The sequence below is a fragment of the Actinomadura sp. 9N407 genome, assembly GCF_044326315.1.
Classification (GTDB): domain Bacteria; phylum Actinomycetota; class Actinomycetes; order Streptosporangiales; family Streptosporangiaceae; genus Spirillospora.
The window spans coordinates 111,952-126,568 of the sequence record NZ_JBIRAW010000012.1 but is presented as its reverse complement, the minus strand read 5'-3'; the positions used below and the strand labels follow the sequence as shown (position 1 = coordinate 126,568).

At 68.3% G+C, this 14,617-nt stretch carries 15 protein-coding genes; 9 read left to right on the top strand and 6 right to left on the bottom strand.

What is annotated here, in order from left to right:
* Positions 1-285 precede the first annotated feature (285 nt).
* Both ACH34Q_RS20820 and ACH34Q_RS20815 read right to left on the bottom strand, forming a co-directional pair.
* Entirely contained in the window at positions 286-537 is a 252-nt protein-coding gene (locus ACH34Q_RS20820) for a hypothetical protein (protein ID WP_395984651.1), read from the bottom strand.
* Between the two features lie 98 nt (positions 538-635).
* Entirely contained in the window at positions 636-1,412 is a 777-nt protein-coding gene (locus ACH34Q_RS20815) for an ATP-binding protein (protein WP_395984650.1), read from the bottom strand.
* A 279-nt stretch (positions 1,413-1,691) separates the two neighbouring features.
* On the opposite strand from ACH34Q_RS20815, the gene ACH34Q_RS20810 reads away from it, so the two are divergent.
* The 4 genes from ACH34Q_RS20810 (at position 1,692) to ACH34Q_RS20795 (ending at position 5,087) form a co-directional block, all read left to right on the top strand.
* Entirely contained in the window at positions 1,692-2,555 is an 864-nt protein-coding gene (locus ACH34Q_RS20810) for a helix-turn-helix domain-containing protein (protein ID WP_395984649.1), read from the top strand.
* A gap of 23 nt (positions 2,556-2,578) precedes the next feature.
* Positions 2,579-2,788: a DUF397 domain-containing protein gene (locus ACH34Q_RS20805; protein ID WP_395984648.1), complete on the top strand. Its 210-nt coding sequence runs from the start codon at positions 2,579-2,581 to the stop codon at positions 2,786-2,788.
* Positions 2,789-2,959: 171 nt separating this feature from the next.
* A complete protein-coding gene (locus ACH34Q_RS20800; RefSeq protein ID WP_395984647.1) occupies positions 2,960-3,460 on the top strand; it encodes an SMI1/KNR4 family protein in 501 nt (166 codons plus the stop codon).
* Positions 3,461-4,190: 730 nt separating this feature from the next.
* Complete coding sequence (locus ACH34Q_RS20795; RefSeq protein WP_395984646.1) at positions 4,191-5,087, top strand: WD40 repeat domain-containing protein; 897 nt, start codon at positions 4,191-4,193, stop codon at positions 5,085-5,087.
* Here ACH34Q_RS20795 and ACH34Q_RS20790 read toward each other — a convergent pair.
* Positions 5,070-6,056, bottom strand: a complete 987-nt coding sequence (locus ACH34Q_RS20790) for an RNA ligase family protein (RefSeq protein ID WP_395984645.1) — start codon at positions 6,054-6,056, stop codon at positions 5,070-5,072. The genes ACH34Q_RS20795 and ACH34Q_RS20790 overlap by 18 nt on opposite strands.
* Before the next feature lie 192 nt (positions 6,057-6,248).
* Between ACH34Q_RS20790 and ACH34Q_RS20785 the strand changes: the two genes are divergently transcribed.
* Entirely contained in the window at positions 6,249-7,007 is a 759-nt protein-coding gene (locus ACH34Q_RS20785) for a hypothetical protein (RefSeq protein WP_395984644.1), read from the top strand.
* A gap of 117 nt (positions 7,008-7,124) precedes the next feature.
* The gene (locus ACH34Q_RS20780; RefSeq protein WP_395984643.1) at positions 7,125-7,691 is read left to right on the top strand and encodes a DUF402 domain-containing protein; all 567 of its coding nucleotides are present in this window, start codon (positions 7,125-7,127) and stop codon (positions 7,689-7,691) included.
* A gap of 933 nt (positions 7,692-8,624) precedes the next feature.
* Here the strand turns inward: ACH34Q_RS20780 and ACH34Q_RS20775 are convergent.
* Complete coding sequence (locus ACH34Q_RS20775) at positions 8,625-9,191, bottom strand: TetR/AcrR family transcriptional regulator (RefSeq protein ID WP_395984642.1); 567 nt, start codon at positions 9,189-9,191, stop codon at positions 8,625-8,627.
* 100 nt (positions 9,192-9,291) lie between these two features.
* Between ACH34Q_RS20775 and ACH34Q_RS20770 the strand changes: the two genes are divergently transcribed.
* Positions 9,292-10,215, top strand: coding sequence for an NmrA family NAD(P)-binding protein (locus ACH34Q_RS20770; RefSeq protein ID WP_395984641.1), 924 nt, complete (start codon positions 9,292-9,294; stop codon positions 10,213-10,215).
* Positions 10,216-10,340: 125 nt separating this feature from the next.
* On the opposite strand, the gene ACH34Q_RS20765 is transcribed toward ACH34Q_RS20770, so the two are convergent.
* Entirely contained in the window at positions 10,341-10,688 is a 348-nt protein-coding gene (locus ACH34Q_RS20765; RefSeq protein WP_395984640.1) for a hypothetical protein, read from the bottom strand.
* Between the two features lie 447 nt (positions 10,689-11,135).
* Here ACH34Q_RS20765 and ACH34Q_RS20760 point away from each other — a divergent pair, with 447 nt between their 5' ends.
* Positions 11,136-11,576, top strand: a complete 441-nt coding sequence (locus ACH34Q_RS20760; RefSeq protein WP_395984639.1) for a VOC family protein — start codon at positions 11,136-11,138, stop codon at positions 11,574-11,576.
* A gap of 197 nt (positions 11,577-11,773) precedes the next feature.
* Positions 11,774-12,661, top strand: coding sequence for an RNA polymerase sigma factor SigJ (gene sigJ / locus ACH34Q_RS20755; RefSeq protein ID WP_395984638.1), 888 nt, complete (start codon positions 11,774-11,776; stop codon positions 12,659-12,661).
* A gap of 377 nt (positions 12,662-13,038) precedes the next feature.
* Here sigJ and ACH34Q_RS20750 read toward each other — a convergent pair whose 3' ends face one another.
* A complete protein-coding gene (locus ACH34Q_RS20750; RefSeq protein WP_395984637.1) occupies positions 13,039-14,487 on the bottom strand; it encodes an MFS transporter in 1,449 nt (482 codons plus the stop codon).
* Positions 14,488-14,617: the final 130 nt, after the last annotated feature.

Genomic DNA, 14,617 nt, shown 5'->3' with positions numbered 1-14,617 from the left:
GACCGTCGTTCGGAGTACGTGGTGACGGATCACCGCTCGTTCAGTGGCAACCATTGCGTTTGTAGAACTCGGAAGTTCGAAAGCAAGGGGTCAGCGAATCGCGTCGATGGTTCCGTAATGGCGGCTGGAGGATACGTCGTACAGAGCGAGTAGAGGCTGCATTGCGGTGTTCGGGGAGCCCGGGCTGCGAGTACGGCTGACCTCTGATGACATTTTGTGCGGTGTCCTATGTAGGGCTTTGTGTGGCGACCGACCGAATTTTCGGGCTGTTGAGATGCTGCGCGGTTACGCGTCCGCGTCGTTCAAGATGCTGAGCGCTCGGGTGTAGGCGTCGGGTGCCGCGACGGCGAGGCATTCGAGCAGGTCGTCGGCGCTGGTAGCGCTGATGAGGATCGTTCCGTTGGCGCGCCAGACGCCGTGGTGGTCGAGGCTGAACTCCCAGCCCGGGAACAGGTGGCGGAGGAAGAGGAGCAGGATATGCGCGTTCACGCGCGTGCGGCGGGGGTCTCTCACGTAGAGGTTGGCTGCTGTGGACACTCTGGTCTCCATGCCTGATGTAGGGGGACTTGGTGGCGGCTGGGGAGCGCACCTCGGCTGCGCATGAAGGGTTTTCGGCTTGGTGGGCCCGGTGGCGGTCACGTTGGGACGGGACGCTCGGCCTCTTCGAGGGTCTGGACGATGTGTTCGGCGGCTTCCTGCACGTCGATGAGGGGGTGGGAGGCGTAGTCGTCGCCGTTCAGCCGCCAGGAGAACGAGGCCGGCTTGACCCAGATGTTCAGGGTGCCCGCGGTGAGGAGCGAGATGCCGATGTCGTCGCTACGGCGGACGCAGCGGACGTGGCGTGAGCGGAGTACGAGGAGAAGGCGCTCCGCTGCTGTCGCCGGTGGGATTGGCCGAGCTGTCATCGGCCAGCGGGCCGGTAGCGGGAGTGCGAACCAGGACGCTTTGCCCTGTGTCTGTGGTGAGCCGATCCAGGCACGGGAGGGGTGCCAGCCCCAGCAGGAGGACAGGGCGTCGATGATGCCGAGCCCGCGGCCGTGCTCGTCCAGCAGTTCGCGCCCGTTGGGTTGCGGGAGGGCGTTCCGGCAGGCGTCGAAGACCGTGACCACCAGCTCGTTCTGAGGTCGGGTGCGTGCCCACATCCAGAGCTCAGGGGTGGTGATGGCGCCGTACGGGCCGACGCGGGCGGCGTGCTGGTAGGCGTTCGTGGCCAGCTCGCTGACCGCGAGCATCCCGTCGTCGATCACGTCATGGGAGTAGCCCAGGACCGTCATGGCCGAAGCCAGAGCGGACCGTGCCTGGGACGCGCATGCCGCTGTTGTTGGGAGCTGCCAGCCGTACGCCCCGCCGTAAGGAAGGCTCGGTGGCTTGCCATTGGCAGGGGAGGTGGCGTCGAACGGGAGTGAAGGCATGTCGTCTCCAGAGCGAGCGGACGGGGGCATCGGTCAGCAGTCAGGGACGCCGATGGTGACGACGTACAAAGCCTGGTCCGGATTCAGGTCGTTACTGTCCGTGGTGGTGCATGGCCAGGCCCCACTGCTGTGGACTACTCATCCGCATCCTTGCGCGAGGTCGCTCGATTCGCAATACCTATTTTGGTTCGCGTACTATAAGTCTGTTGATGAGTGGTTTCGCTCCGCGATCAGCCATGTGCTCTACGATCTGCTCACCGCTTGACCCAAGGAGGTTGCATGGCAGATGGCCGGCACAGTCCGACGTTGCGGCGCCGGCGCCTGTCTGCTGAGCTTCGGCGCTTGCGCGACGAAGCGGGACTGACGGCGACGCAGGTGGCCAAGCGACTCGACTGGCAGACCAGCAAGCTCACTCGTATGGAGCGTGGAGAGTGGCAGCGGCCGAATCCGCGGGACATCGTTGACCTGCTGGACGTGTACGAGGTCGCTGACGAGCGGCAGCGGGAGGCGCTGGTTCTGCTCGCGAGGCAGGGGCGCCAGCGCGGGTGGTGGCACGCCTACAAGGACATGCTCAGTGAGCGGTACAGCACCTACATCGGCCTAGAGGTCGAAGCGTCATCGCTGCTCACGTTCCAGCCGCTGCTGATTCCGGGTCTTCTCCAGAACGCTGACTACGCTCGCGCCTTGATCATCGGAGGGCCTGACGAGGCCACTGTTGAGGAGGTCGAACGCAAGATTGAGATCCGTGCCGAACGTCAGGAACTTCTGACGAGGTCGCAGCCACCACAGCTCTGGGGCGTCATCGACGAGGCTGCGATCAGGCGGCAGATCGGTGGACGGGAGGTGATGCGTGCGCAACTCCAGCATCTGCTGGCCATGACGGAGCTTCCCCGGGTGACCCTCCAAGTGATTCCCTACGCGGCGGGAGCGCATCCAGGCATGACCGGTGCATTTTCGATCTTGTCGTTCCTGGAGGACTCGGATCCGGACGCGGTCTACGTAGAGACGATCGCTGGCGAACTCTTCCTTGAAGAGCCGGAGGAGGTGCGCCACTATCAGCTGGCGTTTCGTCGCCTGAACGCTGTTGCCCTCAGTCCTCGGGATACCCTCGACTTGATTGCCGCAACAGTAGAAGACCTGTGACATGTCTATGGAGAGCGCGAACTATGCCCCTGATTCATGACCCGTCTGCTCTCGCGTGGCGGAAGAGCTCCCACAGTGGCCACCAGGGAGAATGCGTTGAGGTGGCTGGGCTCGGTCTCGCAGATGTGGCCGTACGGGACAGTACGGACCCGTCCGGCCCGGTGCTGGCGTTCAGCCGCGCAGAATGGAAGGCGTTCTTCGAGGAGATCAAGGACGACACCGCCATCCGCTAAGCATGCGGTGATGATCCAGACGTGAGATCGAGCCCGTGGCTGGAGCACGGATTCTCGGCCGCGGGTGGCTCCGTGTCATCCACACCTGCTTCAGGAACGGCACGCCCTACGATCCCGCTGTTCACCACGCTCGTCACCGCCCCTCCCGCGACAATGCATAGGATGCGGCTCATGACGCCGTTCGAGCAGGTTAAGGCCTCTTTCTGGGGAAGCGGTACTGACGGCGTTCAGCCACCGCTGACCGAGTACCTGGTGCAGGAGGCGGAACGACACCTCGGCGTCGCCCTCCCTGCGGAACTGCTGGAGTTGCTACGCATTCGTAACGGTGGACCGGTGAGCGACAGGTGGGACGCCTTTCCTACCAGCCAACCCACTTTTTGGGCGGTTGACCACGTCCCCTTCACCGATCTCTTCGGGATCGGGCGCGCCGAACACACCGTCGCACTCCTCGACACCCCCTACCTGGTCAAGGAATGGGGCCTGCCGCCCGGGCTCGTACTGCTGTCCGGCGACGGCCATTGCTGGATCGCCCTGGACTACCGCGCCCATCACCAGCCACACGTCACCTGGATCGACAATGAAATGAAGAGCGAGCTGCACCTCGCCACAGATTTTCGCGCCTTCATCGAAGGACTCCAGCCAGCCGACAACCTGTCCCGCCCAGGCGAGTAACGGGCAAAGGGGCTGTAGGGGTCGGGTCAGCGTTGCGGCTGGTCATCTCTCCGGCTCGTCCTCCGAAGCCCCCGTACGCCTCAAGGGCGACGTTCTCGACTGAGCAGGGCGGTCTTGGCCCTGCGAAGCCAGCGCGGGCTCTCGGCTGGCTGAAGTGAAGAGTCGCGTTAGGCAGGTCACTGAGCAGGTCGGCCACCACCTCGGCTGCCAGTTCCGTGGTGTCGGCGGTCGGGCCGAGCTTGCTGCGGGCGGCGTCCGCTCTTGGTGGGTGAGCCAGCCGACTGCGGCTGTCAGCAACCAGGCCGGTACTCCCGTGACGCCGCCAGGCGGCCCGAATGGGCGAGGACGGACGGGCAGATGCTCGACGGCTGTACTCGCCTCCGGCTCAGGCTCCCTCGTCAGTGACGAGGCAGCGGAACGCTCTGGCCTGTGATGCCTCACGCTGAGCGGGCGGGCATCAGCCGCTTCTCGCCATCGAGTTCGAGGCGTCCGAGGGTGCCTGCAAGTCGATGTCGATGAACCCGGGGCCTCGGTCGATCTCGGCCGTTATGGTCGGCGGGCCTTGATCGTCAGATCGTTGGCGGGCGCCGGACGTCTCAGCGGTCGGCGCGTTGACACTGACCCTGGAGAGCCGGCCGTGATCGAAGTCCTGACACCACGTCGCACGATCAAGATCCGGCGGGCGTACATCCCCGAGGCACGTGCGGTTCTCCCTGATGGGGATACCTGCGTGGTCGTTGACGCCTACGGCCGGCTGTTCACCGTTTCGCTGTCCACCAGTGAGCAGGCCCGGGTGGAAGCGGGCGCGCCGGGGGTCGGTCTGACCTCGTTGACGCCGGACGGTGGGCGGCTGGCCACGAGCATGCACGCCTTCGGGCAGTACGGCATCCGGATCTGGGGCACGGCCGACTGGACGGTGATCGCGGAGTTGCCCGGGCACGCCCACCCGATCCAGGCCATCTCGGCGGCTGGTCAGGTCGTGGTCACGGCGGCCAGGGACGGTACGCGGGTGTGGGATCTGGACACGGGCTACTGCAGGTTCGTGCTGCCGGGCACCGAGGAGGTGAAGTGGATCGCGGTGACCCCCGACCAGCGCCGGGTGGTCACGATGGCCTGGGACCGTTCGGTCGTGGTGTGGGACCTGCGCCAAGGCACACCGATCCGGACGCTGCGCGACGCCGACCGCGAGGTACCCGCCCTGAGGTCGCCCGCAAGCGACCGCGGGGTCTGGATCCGGTCCGTGCTGGTGGACTCCGCGCGCGATCGCGTGCTGGCGGCCGACGGCCACCTGTGCGCGGGCGGTCTTGAGAACGGTCGCCGCCTTGCGAGCTGGGGAACGATCCCGCGGCACGAAAGAGTGAACATGATTCCGAGCAAGGACATGGTGCACACCTGCTTGGCAGCGGTGAACCCAGCGGACGGGACGGTCGCCGTCGACTACGGCGGACGCGCATTCTTCCTGGACCAGGGCGGGCGACCGTTCGCGGTGATGGGGCCGGAGCCAGGGCCGGGCTGGTTCCCGATGAGCACCATGACCTTCGCCCCGGACGGCCGGCTGGTGTCCTCCCTCCCCGGCGCCTTCGCGGCCGTGCAGGTGTGGCCCGCGCTCTCAGAGCTCACCGGATAGGACAGCCGCACCGGCTGGCGGACCACCTTGGAGTGTGACCAGCGTGTGGGCCGCGGGTGTGAGCGCGGCGGCCAGGCGTTCGCGGTCGGGCTCGGGCAGGCCGCCCAGGTCGTCATCGAGATCGCTGAGCAGGTCGGCCACCACCTCGGCGGTCAGTTCGGCGGCGTTGGCGCCTGGGCCGAGCTTGCTGCGGGCGGCGTCCGCTCGTGGTGGGGTGAGCCGGTCGACTGCGGCTGTCAGCAACCAGGCCGGTACGCCCGTGACGCCGCCAGGCGGCGGCACGAACGGCCGGGCGCCGTTGTAGCGGGCGTCCTCGGCGAAGTCGGGATGCTTCACCTTCACTACCGGCCGTTGTCCCCGTTCCCCTGCCTCCCAAGATCCGGCGGGCTTGAGGACATAGCCCTCGGCGCGGTTGTCGGGCAGGTCGGGGAGTCCCAGCGTGCGGGGCACCAGCGTCGGGAAGTCCACGTTCAGATCTCCGAGCTGCTGCCGTCGGCCCTGGCCCAGCAGCGGCACGCATGCCAAGCCCACCTCGGCCACGAGGTCCGCCAGCTCGGCGCGGCCCATCCAGCGCGGTCCCGACGGTGTACGGACGGCGCAGTCGAACGCCAACCACACCAGGTCGGGGCCGTACCAAACGCCGGCCTGCACCGGGCTGACGCCCTCGACCGGCGGTACCTGCGGGTGCGGATATCCGCCGCCGGCCAGCTCCCCGTACAAGACCACCTCGTGCCCGGTCGCACGGGCCGCTGCCGCCGTCGCTGTCGCCAGCACCGGCCACAAGCGCGTCACCCCGAAGAACGACTCGAGCCGATCCTCGTCCAGCAGTCCGCGTCGCCCGGCCGCTCGCGCCGTACGGCCGTCACCGACCAGCGCGAGATGCGCGCCGTGGATCTTCTCTTCGGCCACCCAGTTCCCGCCGGGCAACGGCCTGTCGCCGAACCGCTGCGGGATCTTCGGGTACGACACGGCTCCTGACCTCCGTCGTGCTCGGACGCCCGGCCACCCGGCCAGGCCGTTCCGGCAAGCAGCCTGTCCGACACCACTTTGGAGATCAACTTATTTCGGCGCCCTTCACCGCTCCTCGCCACAAGCCACCGGAAAGGCGCCACCGCAAGTAAGATCCACTACTCGTCGAGCGCTCTAAGGGAGACGGAACCAGTGGACGAGCAGGGGAACGTAAGCCAGAGGCGGCAAGAGCTTCGCGACGCCTCTGGCCCCGGTGATGCCTGGCTCTCACCACGACTGCAAATGGCCTTCCGACCTGCGGCGTCGCCGATCTGCGAGCCGGCCGCCAAACTGGGCGGGCAACCGGTGTGGCTGGACGATCCTTGCTGGCCGTCGTCCAGCGCGTACGGCACTCCCATGATGTTCGTCGGGCAGTTCCCGGTTCCGGGCGATGAGAAGCGGATGGCCTATCTGTTCGTCGCCGACGATGACGGCACCGCGGCCACTTTCGCCCCCGAGGGCGGGGACAACGCCCTGCTCGTCCAGCCCGGCGGCAGGATCCCCGAATTCCTGAACGTCACCGACGCGCAGACAGGCCCCTCCCTCTGGCGACGCGGTACGAGCTGGGACGAGCATGTGCCGGTCGAGCTGCACATCGAGACCTCCCCGCTGGATCCAGCCGAGGAACGAGTGCTGGAAGAAGAGATCGCCTGCTGGGAAGCCGAACGGGCCGGTGAGTTCATCGATCTCCCGGAGACCGATATCTTCCCGCCGCGTAGCTACTTCGGCGGGCGACCCAACCTCTGGCAGCCCCGGATAGAGGTGCCGTCACCATGGCGATTCTTCTTCCAGCTCCACGGGCAGGAGGGGTGGGACGGCCAGCCGTACGCCCTGAACTTCGGCGGCGGCACCGGCTACGCCTTCCTCAGCCCCGACGGGCGCGAGGGGCGTTTCTACTGGGACTGCGTGTGATCAGTGAGCTCGTCCGGCCAGGTGGCAGGGATGCGGGCTGGGTGAGCACCCGGACTTGCGGAGGATGAGCGACCGCTTGAGCGTCGCGGCCGAGCCCAACGGACCCGAGGAGGACTCGTGGAGCAGGTTGAGGTGTGGCGGGGCCGCCATGGGGATCCGGACCCGCTGTTCGGGCCGCTGCCCGGTGCTCGCCTGGACGACACGCTCGCCTACGAGTTCGAGTTGCCGGCCCGCTTCACGCCGTGGCCAGGCCGTACCCGTCTTGAACGTGTATTCGTGCTGCTCGACCTCGGTGTGAGCATGTCGCAGCCTGCCTGGCGTTCCACAGGGGGCGTCGACCGGGACAAGAGCGGACCCGATACCTGGTACGTCGACCTCGTCCATGTCAGCGCAGAAGAAGACTCGATCATCGTCAGGGATTTGTACATCGACGTCATGGTCCCGACCGATGGACGCCATCAGCGACTGCTCGACCTGGACGAGTTCGCGGACGCGATCGAAGCGGGCGAACTCGATATCGGCGCTGCCATCGACGGGCTACGGCGCTGGCAGCGATTCCTCGACCGGCACTTGCACGCGGCCCGCGACCCGCAGGACCAGTGGACGGACTTCCCTCCCCAACGGCTTCGCGACCTCGCGGCGCTCCCGGCCCCGCTCGGACCGATCGTTACGGCACCGGACTGATCACCGTTCCCCTCATCTCGCAGGGAGACGGGCAGGAGATCGTGGCCTCACGCGACTATCACGACCATCCCGCGCCGGCAGGTGTGACCGCTCAGCCGGTCGAAGCCGAGCCGCCTGCTCGTCGAGCGGTCCCACGAGCACGTCACCAGCCTGATGCACCGGCCGCCATGATCGCTGGAGTCACCAGGCGTGCGCGGTGCAATGCGTCTGCCTGAGCGACGGGAGGTAGGCGCAGGCCGCCCATGGCCCTCCATAGTCGCCAACGGCCGGAGAAGTGTCAGAGATGCCGTTTCTGGTCACCGTCATCAGGCGGGTTATCGTGCCATTGGCGCTTCTGAGGTAGAGCTGATCGCCCGGGATCCCGTTCCAGCTTCCGTAGTATCCGTCGCTGCATTTCGACAGTTCCAGCGCCCTGAAGAAAACGAGCCTCGAAGCGGCCACCCGGCACGGAAGCGCCTGGGCGCCGGACGCGACGGCCCGTGTGGGCAGTGGTGCCGTGGCCTGTGCTGGGACGATCGTTGACGCTCCCACCAGGACGGTAGTGGCGGCGGCTCCCAGGGTGTAAACGGTCGCCCTCTTCCTCGTCAGCGAAAACCTCTCTTTGGCGCTGCGCATCCCGGCGACTCCTTCCCCGTCAGAGGAGCGGTGTATCCGACGCTGCCGGAGTGTCGGGCCCCGCTTCGATCGAACGGCAAATGTGTTGGTCTTTTCCGGCCAAACCAGAGAAGCACAATGCCCGCTGCGATCGCCATGGCCTGACTATTGGAAGGCGCAAATCCTGGGGTATCTGTCTTATCTGCACGGGTAAGCGGTGTCGGCTTCAGTGGAACGTCGGGTCCCGATCGGGGAAGGCTCCGCCTCGCGCCTTCTTCGCCTGGGCGAGATGGCGAATGCGGCCCGTCCTCGGCTCTGCCGGCCGTGCGTGCGCCTTGGTCAGGTTTGCGGGCTCAGTCCCGCCACGGCCAGCCGGAACAGCCGGTCCGCCTGGGCGGCGGGGTCGGGGTGGTGCTCCGTGGCGAGGGTGATGCCGACGGCCAGCGTGATCAGGTCGGCGACGGTGACGCCTTCCGCCACCGCGCCGTCCTGTACGGCGCGGCGCAGTAGAGGTTCCGCCGCCTGTTCCAGTGCCGCCGAGCAGGAGTTCTCGTGCACGAGGTCGGACCCGGCGCTGTCGTAGGACAGCGCGGCAGCCAGCCCACGGGCGGCGACGCAGTAGGCGACGACGTCGCTCATCCACTCCAGGAGCGCGTCCCGGCTATCGCCCTTCCCGGTGAGGTCGTGGGCGCGGACGCACAGGGCATCGATGCGCTTTCTGGAGACCGCTTCCAGCAGTGCGTGGCGGCTGGGGAAGTGCCGCCGTACCGTCGCTGAGCCGACCCCCGCAGTGCGGGCGATCTGTTCGAGGGAGGCGCCGGAGCCATGGGCGGCGACCTCCTCCTCGGCCACGGCGAGGATGCGCGCGTAGTTGCGCCGGGCGTCGGAGCGCAGGCGCTCGGGCATGGCGTCACCTCCAGATTTGCTAAACGGCGGGGCCCGCCATATCGTACCCGAACAGAAACGGCGGGCCCCGCCGTTTAGCTGTCCCGTCCCGAGGAGTGCCATGTCCGCAGCTTCCGCACCCGTCCTGGTCACCGGCGCCACCGGCAAGCAGGGCGGGGCCACCGCCCGTGCCCTGCGAGCGGCGGGCGTACCCGTCCGTGCACTGGTACGCGACCCGGCCACCGAACGGGCGAAGGCCGTCGAGGCGCTCGGCGCCGAAGTGGTCACCGGCGACCTTCACGACCGCGATTCGGTGATCCGGGCGGCCGCAGGCGCTCGCGCCGTTTTCTCCGTGCAAATGCCCGGCATGACCACAGAAGGCTTCGATTTCGCGGGGGAGGTGGCCCAGGGCGTCAACCTCATCGAGGGCGCGAAGGCCGCCGGTGTGCCGCAGTTCGTGCACACGTCCGTCACCGGCGCGGGCCGGCACACGGAGACTCCCGGCTGGGCCGAAGGCCGCTGGGCTTCGATGGAACCCACCATGACCGCCAAGAGCGCGATCCAGGACCGGCTCCGCTCGGCCGGCTTCCCCCACTGGACGCTCCTCAAGCCGGGCTTCTTCATGGAGAACTTCCTTCCGTCCATGGCGTTCCTGTTCCCGCGGGGCATCGAGGGCGGCCTGGTCAGCGTCCTGAACCCCGAGACCCGGCTGTCCCTGGTCGCGGTGGACGACATCGGCACGGCGGCCGCCGCGGCCATCGCCGCGCCGGAGCGATTCGACGGAATCGAACTGGAACTGGCGAGCGAGCACCTGTCCATGACGGAGATCGCCGAGGTCCTTTCCCATGCTCTGGGTACGCGGCTGTCCGCGCCGGACATGACCGAGGAGGAGGCCCTCGCCGCCGGAATGCCACCGATGGGTGCCTCGCACGAGTGGCTGAACGTGGCAGGCCAGCCGGGCCGCCCGGAGTACGCGAGGGACCTCGGCATCCCGCTCACCAGCTTCGAGGAATGGGCGCGGGAGCACATGCGAGTCCACGCCTGACCCCTACTGGGACGCCACGCCCGACCGCTTCCGCGAAGAGATCGCCGCGCGGGCCGACCTGCTGAGGGAGGGCATCGGGGGCTCTGGCCCGGCCCATCCGGGTTCTCCCGCGGCCTGGCGTTCGGTCAGGATGAACGAGGTCGTTCGCTCTTTCTCCAGTCCCAGAGCTTGAAGGGAATGGAAACGGCACCCCACAATGCAAGGCCGCCGAAGAGGGCGATCTGAACGATGCCGGTAATCCAGAAACCCAGAGCCAGCATTCCACCGCCGGTCACCACGGCGGCGGCACCAGAAGCCGAAGCGAACCCGCAGTTGAACCGCAGGAACTCCCGAACGCGGATCTTCGAGGGGAACCAGCCCAGGTTCAAAAGGAAGGCGATCACGGGACCCAGGAGGAACACGGCATCGACGGCGAGCAGCCCGACCGCGACCGCGATATCGGCCCACAGCGGCGGAAAGCCATTCCATTCCATGCATAGCATCGTCGCGCGCCGGGCGACGATGCGCTTGAGTACCCGTACTCACCTGGATACGGGTACCTTTTGCGATCCTGGATGTGCCGGGAGCCACGCTCCAAGCACAGGATGTATCGAGCCGCCGGACCGACCGTCGAGCCGCCGGATTGATCGTCGGGCTCGCGCCCGACCGCGTTCTCGACATGCCGCTGCGTCCCGACGTGGAGCGCCTGGCGCGGGAGCCCATGCGGGCCGACGCCTGACAGGTCGTTCCACCACCTCGTCCCAGATCACCGGGGATAGGTGTGCCGGCGTGTTCTCGTCCGGCAGCATGGGGAAGCCCAGGCGGTGACGGCCAGAAGCAGGTCCCAACATCAGCACGCTTCCCGTGTCGAGATTGCGGCGTCGGCTCCGTCCTAGCTACATCAGTGGCCACGACGGCCGCGCGACGAGGAAGGAATCACCATGACGATCCTGCGGATGGACAACATCCTCATCAATGTCGACGACCTCGAGGCCGCTATCGCGTTCTTCACCGAACTCGGCATGGAGGTGGAGGGCAAGACGATCGTCGAGGGAGACTGGGCCGGCCGTGTCATCGGGCTCGACGGCGTCCGTGCCGACATCGTCATGATGCGGACCCCGGACGGCCACGGGCGGGTCGAACTGTCGAGGTTCCATTCGCCGGCGGCGGTCAGCAGCGAGCCGCGGAACGCACCATCGAACACGCTGGGCCTGCGCCGCATCATGTTCCTCGTCGAAGGCATCGACGACGTCATCGCCCGCCTGCGCACGCACGGAGCCGAACTCGTCGGCGAGGTGGCCCAGTACGAGGACAGCTACCGGCTCTGCTTCATCCGAGGCCCCGAAGGGATCATCATCGGGCTGTCCGAGCAGCTCGGCTGACGACCCCTCGCGGCCGGCCTCGGCCGTCAACGGCTCCTGCCGGTCTCGGGTGGTGGTGACCGCCGGGCCGGTGAAGCCGGCGATGCCGCCGGACTCGGGCTCGGGCGCGGCGTCGATGGGGAGCGGGACGGGCTGCGGTCACATCGCTCCGGTTCCATTCGTCATCGAGGTGAGCGTCGTCTGTCTGAGGAGTGACCGTGGAAGAGCATGACTTTCTGGCCGGCCTGTTCGAGGAACACCGTTCGCACCTGCGGGCGGTGGCCTATCGGATGCTGGGGTCTTTGTCCGAAGCCGATGACGCCGTTCAGGAGTCCTGGCTGAGGCTGGCGGCCTCGCCTTCCGATGACATCGACAATCTCGGCGGCTGGCTGACCACGGTGGTGGGCCGCGTGTGCCTGGACATGCTGCGTTCGCGGCGGCAGCGGCGTGAGCACCCATTGGAGGCTCGGCTGCCGGACCCGGTCGTCAGCGATGAGAGCGCCGATCCCGAACGGCACGCTCTGGTCGCCGACTCGGTGGGGCTGGCCTTGCTGGTGGTGCTGGAGTCGCTGAACCCGGCCGAACGGCTCGCGTTCGTGCTGCACGACATGTTCGGGATGCCGTTCGAGCAGATCGCCCTGATCGTCGACCGCAGCCCGGCCGCGGCGAGGAAGCTGGCCAGCCGTGCCCGGCAGCGCGTCCAGGGCACGGCCCCGGTGCCCGATCCCGACCCGGTCGTCCAGCGCCGGGTCGTGGACGCCTTCCTGGCCGCCGCGCGCGGCGGCGACATGGAGGCACTGGTCTCCGTTCTGGCCCCCGATGTCGTGCTGCGCGCCGACGCAGGCACGCTGGTGCCCGGCGGTATGCGGGTGCTGGACGGCGTGGCAGCGGTGTCGGGCCAGTTGGCGGTCTTCCAGCGCATGGCCACTGCGGCGACCGCCCGTCCCGCGCTGGTCAACGGGGCGGCGGGGCTGGTCAACACCATCGACGGCGACCTCTTCTCGATCATGTGCTTCACCGTCGCCGACGGCCGGATCGCCGAGATCGACATCCTGTCCGACCCCGACCGGCTGGCCGCCCTCGACCTCACCCACCTGCAACCCTGACCCCGACCGCACGGCCCGGTCCTGGACCGGGTCGCCAGGCGCAGGCGGGGCCCCGACACCGGCCCGGCCGGAGGACGCCCGAAGCGTTACCCGGCCGGGCCGCCGGCCGTCCGGGACCGCCGACCTTTTCCTGCATGATCGCTGATCCACTCGGTCCCTCCTCCCTAGTGCGGTGACCACGGTCCTTCGCCGTGCCGCTCGCTTCTGTTGACTCGTGGCGTGTTCGCCTCTGGCCATGTCGTTCCAGGCGAACACGCCACGAGTCAACGCCCCGGGCACGGCCACGGATGGCGGGGTGCCGGAGTCGTTCGGCGGCCGGATCGGTGCCCTTGCGGGGTAGGCGATCCGGCCGCCGAGTCGGCTGTTCGTTCGGTGGATCAGCTGGCGACGGGTTCGGGTGCCGGCAGGGTGTCGCTACCGGGCTGGGAGTCGCTGGCGGGGGTGGCGGAACGGCCCGGGATGAGGAGGGCGGCGAGCAGGCCCGCTGCCAGGGCGAACGCGGCGGCGGTGAGCATGCCGGTGCGGTAGCCCTCGGTGAGCGCGACGGTCGCGGCACCTCCGGCGCCGGCGGTACGGGCGGTGGAGATCGCGACCACGGCGGCCAGCCCGAGCGCGCCGCCGAACTGCTGGGCGGTGGTGAACAGGCCGGAGGCCAGCCCCGCCTGCTCGGGGCGGGTACCGGAGGTCGCGCCGACCGTGGTGGTGACGAACACCAGCCCCGCGCCGACTCCGATCAGCAGCGTGGGGCCGAGCACGTCGGCGGTGAAGGAGCCGTCCGCCGACATGCGGGAGAACCAGGCCAACCCGGCGGCCGTGACCACTAGTCCGGACGCCATCGTGGTCCGCAGCCCCAGCCGGGCGATCAGGGTGCCCGCCGTGGCGGCGGTGGTGGCGATGCCCAGCGCCAGCGGCAACTGCGCCAGCCCGGCCGGGACGGCGTCGAAGCCGAGTACCTGCTGCATGTAGAAGGTCAGGTAGAAGAACAGCGGAGCCATCGCCATCTGGGCGAGCAGCGCGACGATGTTGGAGCCGCGCAGGGTCGGCTGACGGAACACGCGCAGCGGCACCAAGGGCTGCTCGGCCCGCGTCTCGATGAGGAAGAACAGTGCGACCAGCGCCAGCGCCAGCCCGCCCAGGCCCAGCGTGCGCGCCGAGGCCCATCCGGCGTCATTGGCCTCCACCAGGGTGAACACCAGCAGTGCCAGGCCGCCGGTGGCGGTCAGTGCGCCGGGCACGTCGAACCCGCGGGCCGTACGGTCGGACGCCTCCGGCAACAACCGCGGTGCCAGCGCGATCGCCGCCAGCCCGATCGGGACGTTGACGTACAGGGTGGCCTCCCAGCCCAGCCACTGGGTCAGCATGCCGCCCAGGATCGATCCGGCCGCGCCGCCCGCCCCGGCGACCGCGCCGAACACGCCCATCGCCTTGTTGCGTTCGGGCCCGGCCGCGAAGACCGTCATGAGCAGCGACAGCGCGGCGGGGGACACCAGCCCCGCGCCGACGCCCTGGGCCGCTCGGGCGGCCACCAGCATCCCGGCGTCGACCGACAGCCCGCCCACCAGGGAGGCGGCGGTGAACAGCGCCATGCCGACCATGAACATCCGGCGGCGCCCCACCAGGTCGGCCGTACGGCCTCCCAGCAGCAGCAGTCCGCCGAACGTGAGGATGTAGGCGTTGGCCACCCAGGACAGGTCGTCGGGGGCGAAATCCAGGTCGGCGCCGATCGACGGCATCGCCACACCGACGATCGAGGCGTCCAGGACCAGGACGAACTGTGTGGCGGCGAGCAGCGCGAGCGCCGGCCCCCGCCGGAGGGCATGCGTCATCAGCAATTCACTTCTTTCGATGAGAGTCCGCGAACGGAAATGTCATCGGCGCGGGGAGTGGTCACGCACGCGCCGGTCCCGAGCGGGAGGAAAAGAGAGGAGGAGAAAGGCGGTCCCGGGGCGGGGCTCG

Bases quoted from the DNA above. Each gene is read 5' to 3' on its own strand.
- ACH34Q_RS20750 (WP_395984637.1), bottom strand. From the start codon at position 14,487: ATGACGCATGCCCTCCGGCGGGGGCCGGCGCTCGCGCTGCTCGCCGCC.
- ACH34Q_RS20800 (WP_395984647.1), top strand. From the start codon at position 2,960: ATGACGCCGTTCGAGCAGGTTAAGGCCTCTTTCTGGGGAAGCGGTACT.
- ACH34Q_RS20775 (WP_395984642.1), bottom strand. From the start codon at position 9,191: ATGCCCGAGCGCCTGCGCTCCGACGCCCGGCGCAACTACGCGCGCATC.
- ACH34Q_RS20815 (WP_395984650.1), bottom strand. From the start codon at position 1,412: ATGCCTTCACTCCCGTTCGACGCCACCTCCCCTGCCAATGGCAAGCCA.
- ACH34Q_RS20760 (WP_395984639.1), top strand. From the start codon at position 11,136: ATGACGATCCTGCGGATGGACAACATCCTCATCAATGTCGACGACCTC.
- ACH34Q_RS20770 (WP_395984641.1), top strand. From the start codon at position 9,292: ATGTCCGCAGCTTCCGCACCCGTCCTGGTCACCGGCGCCACCGGCAAG.
- ACH34Q_RS20805 (WP_395984648.1), top strand. From the start codon at position 2,579: ATGCCCCTGATTCATGACCCGTCTGCTCTCGCGTGGCGGAAGAGCTCC.
- ACH34Q_RS20765 (WP_395984640.1), bottom strand. From the start codon at position 10,688: ATGGAATGGAATGGCTTTCCGCCGCTGTGGGCCGATATCGCGGTCGCG.
- ACH34Q_RS20810 (WP_395984649.1), top strand. From the start codon at position 1,692: ATGGCAGATGGCCGGCACAGTCCGACGTTGCGGCGCCGGCGCCTGTCT.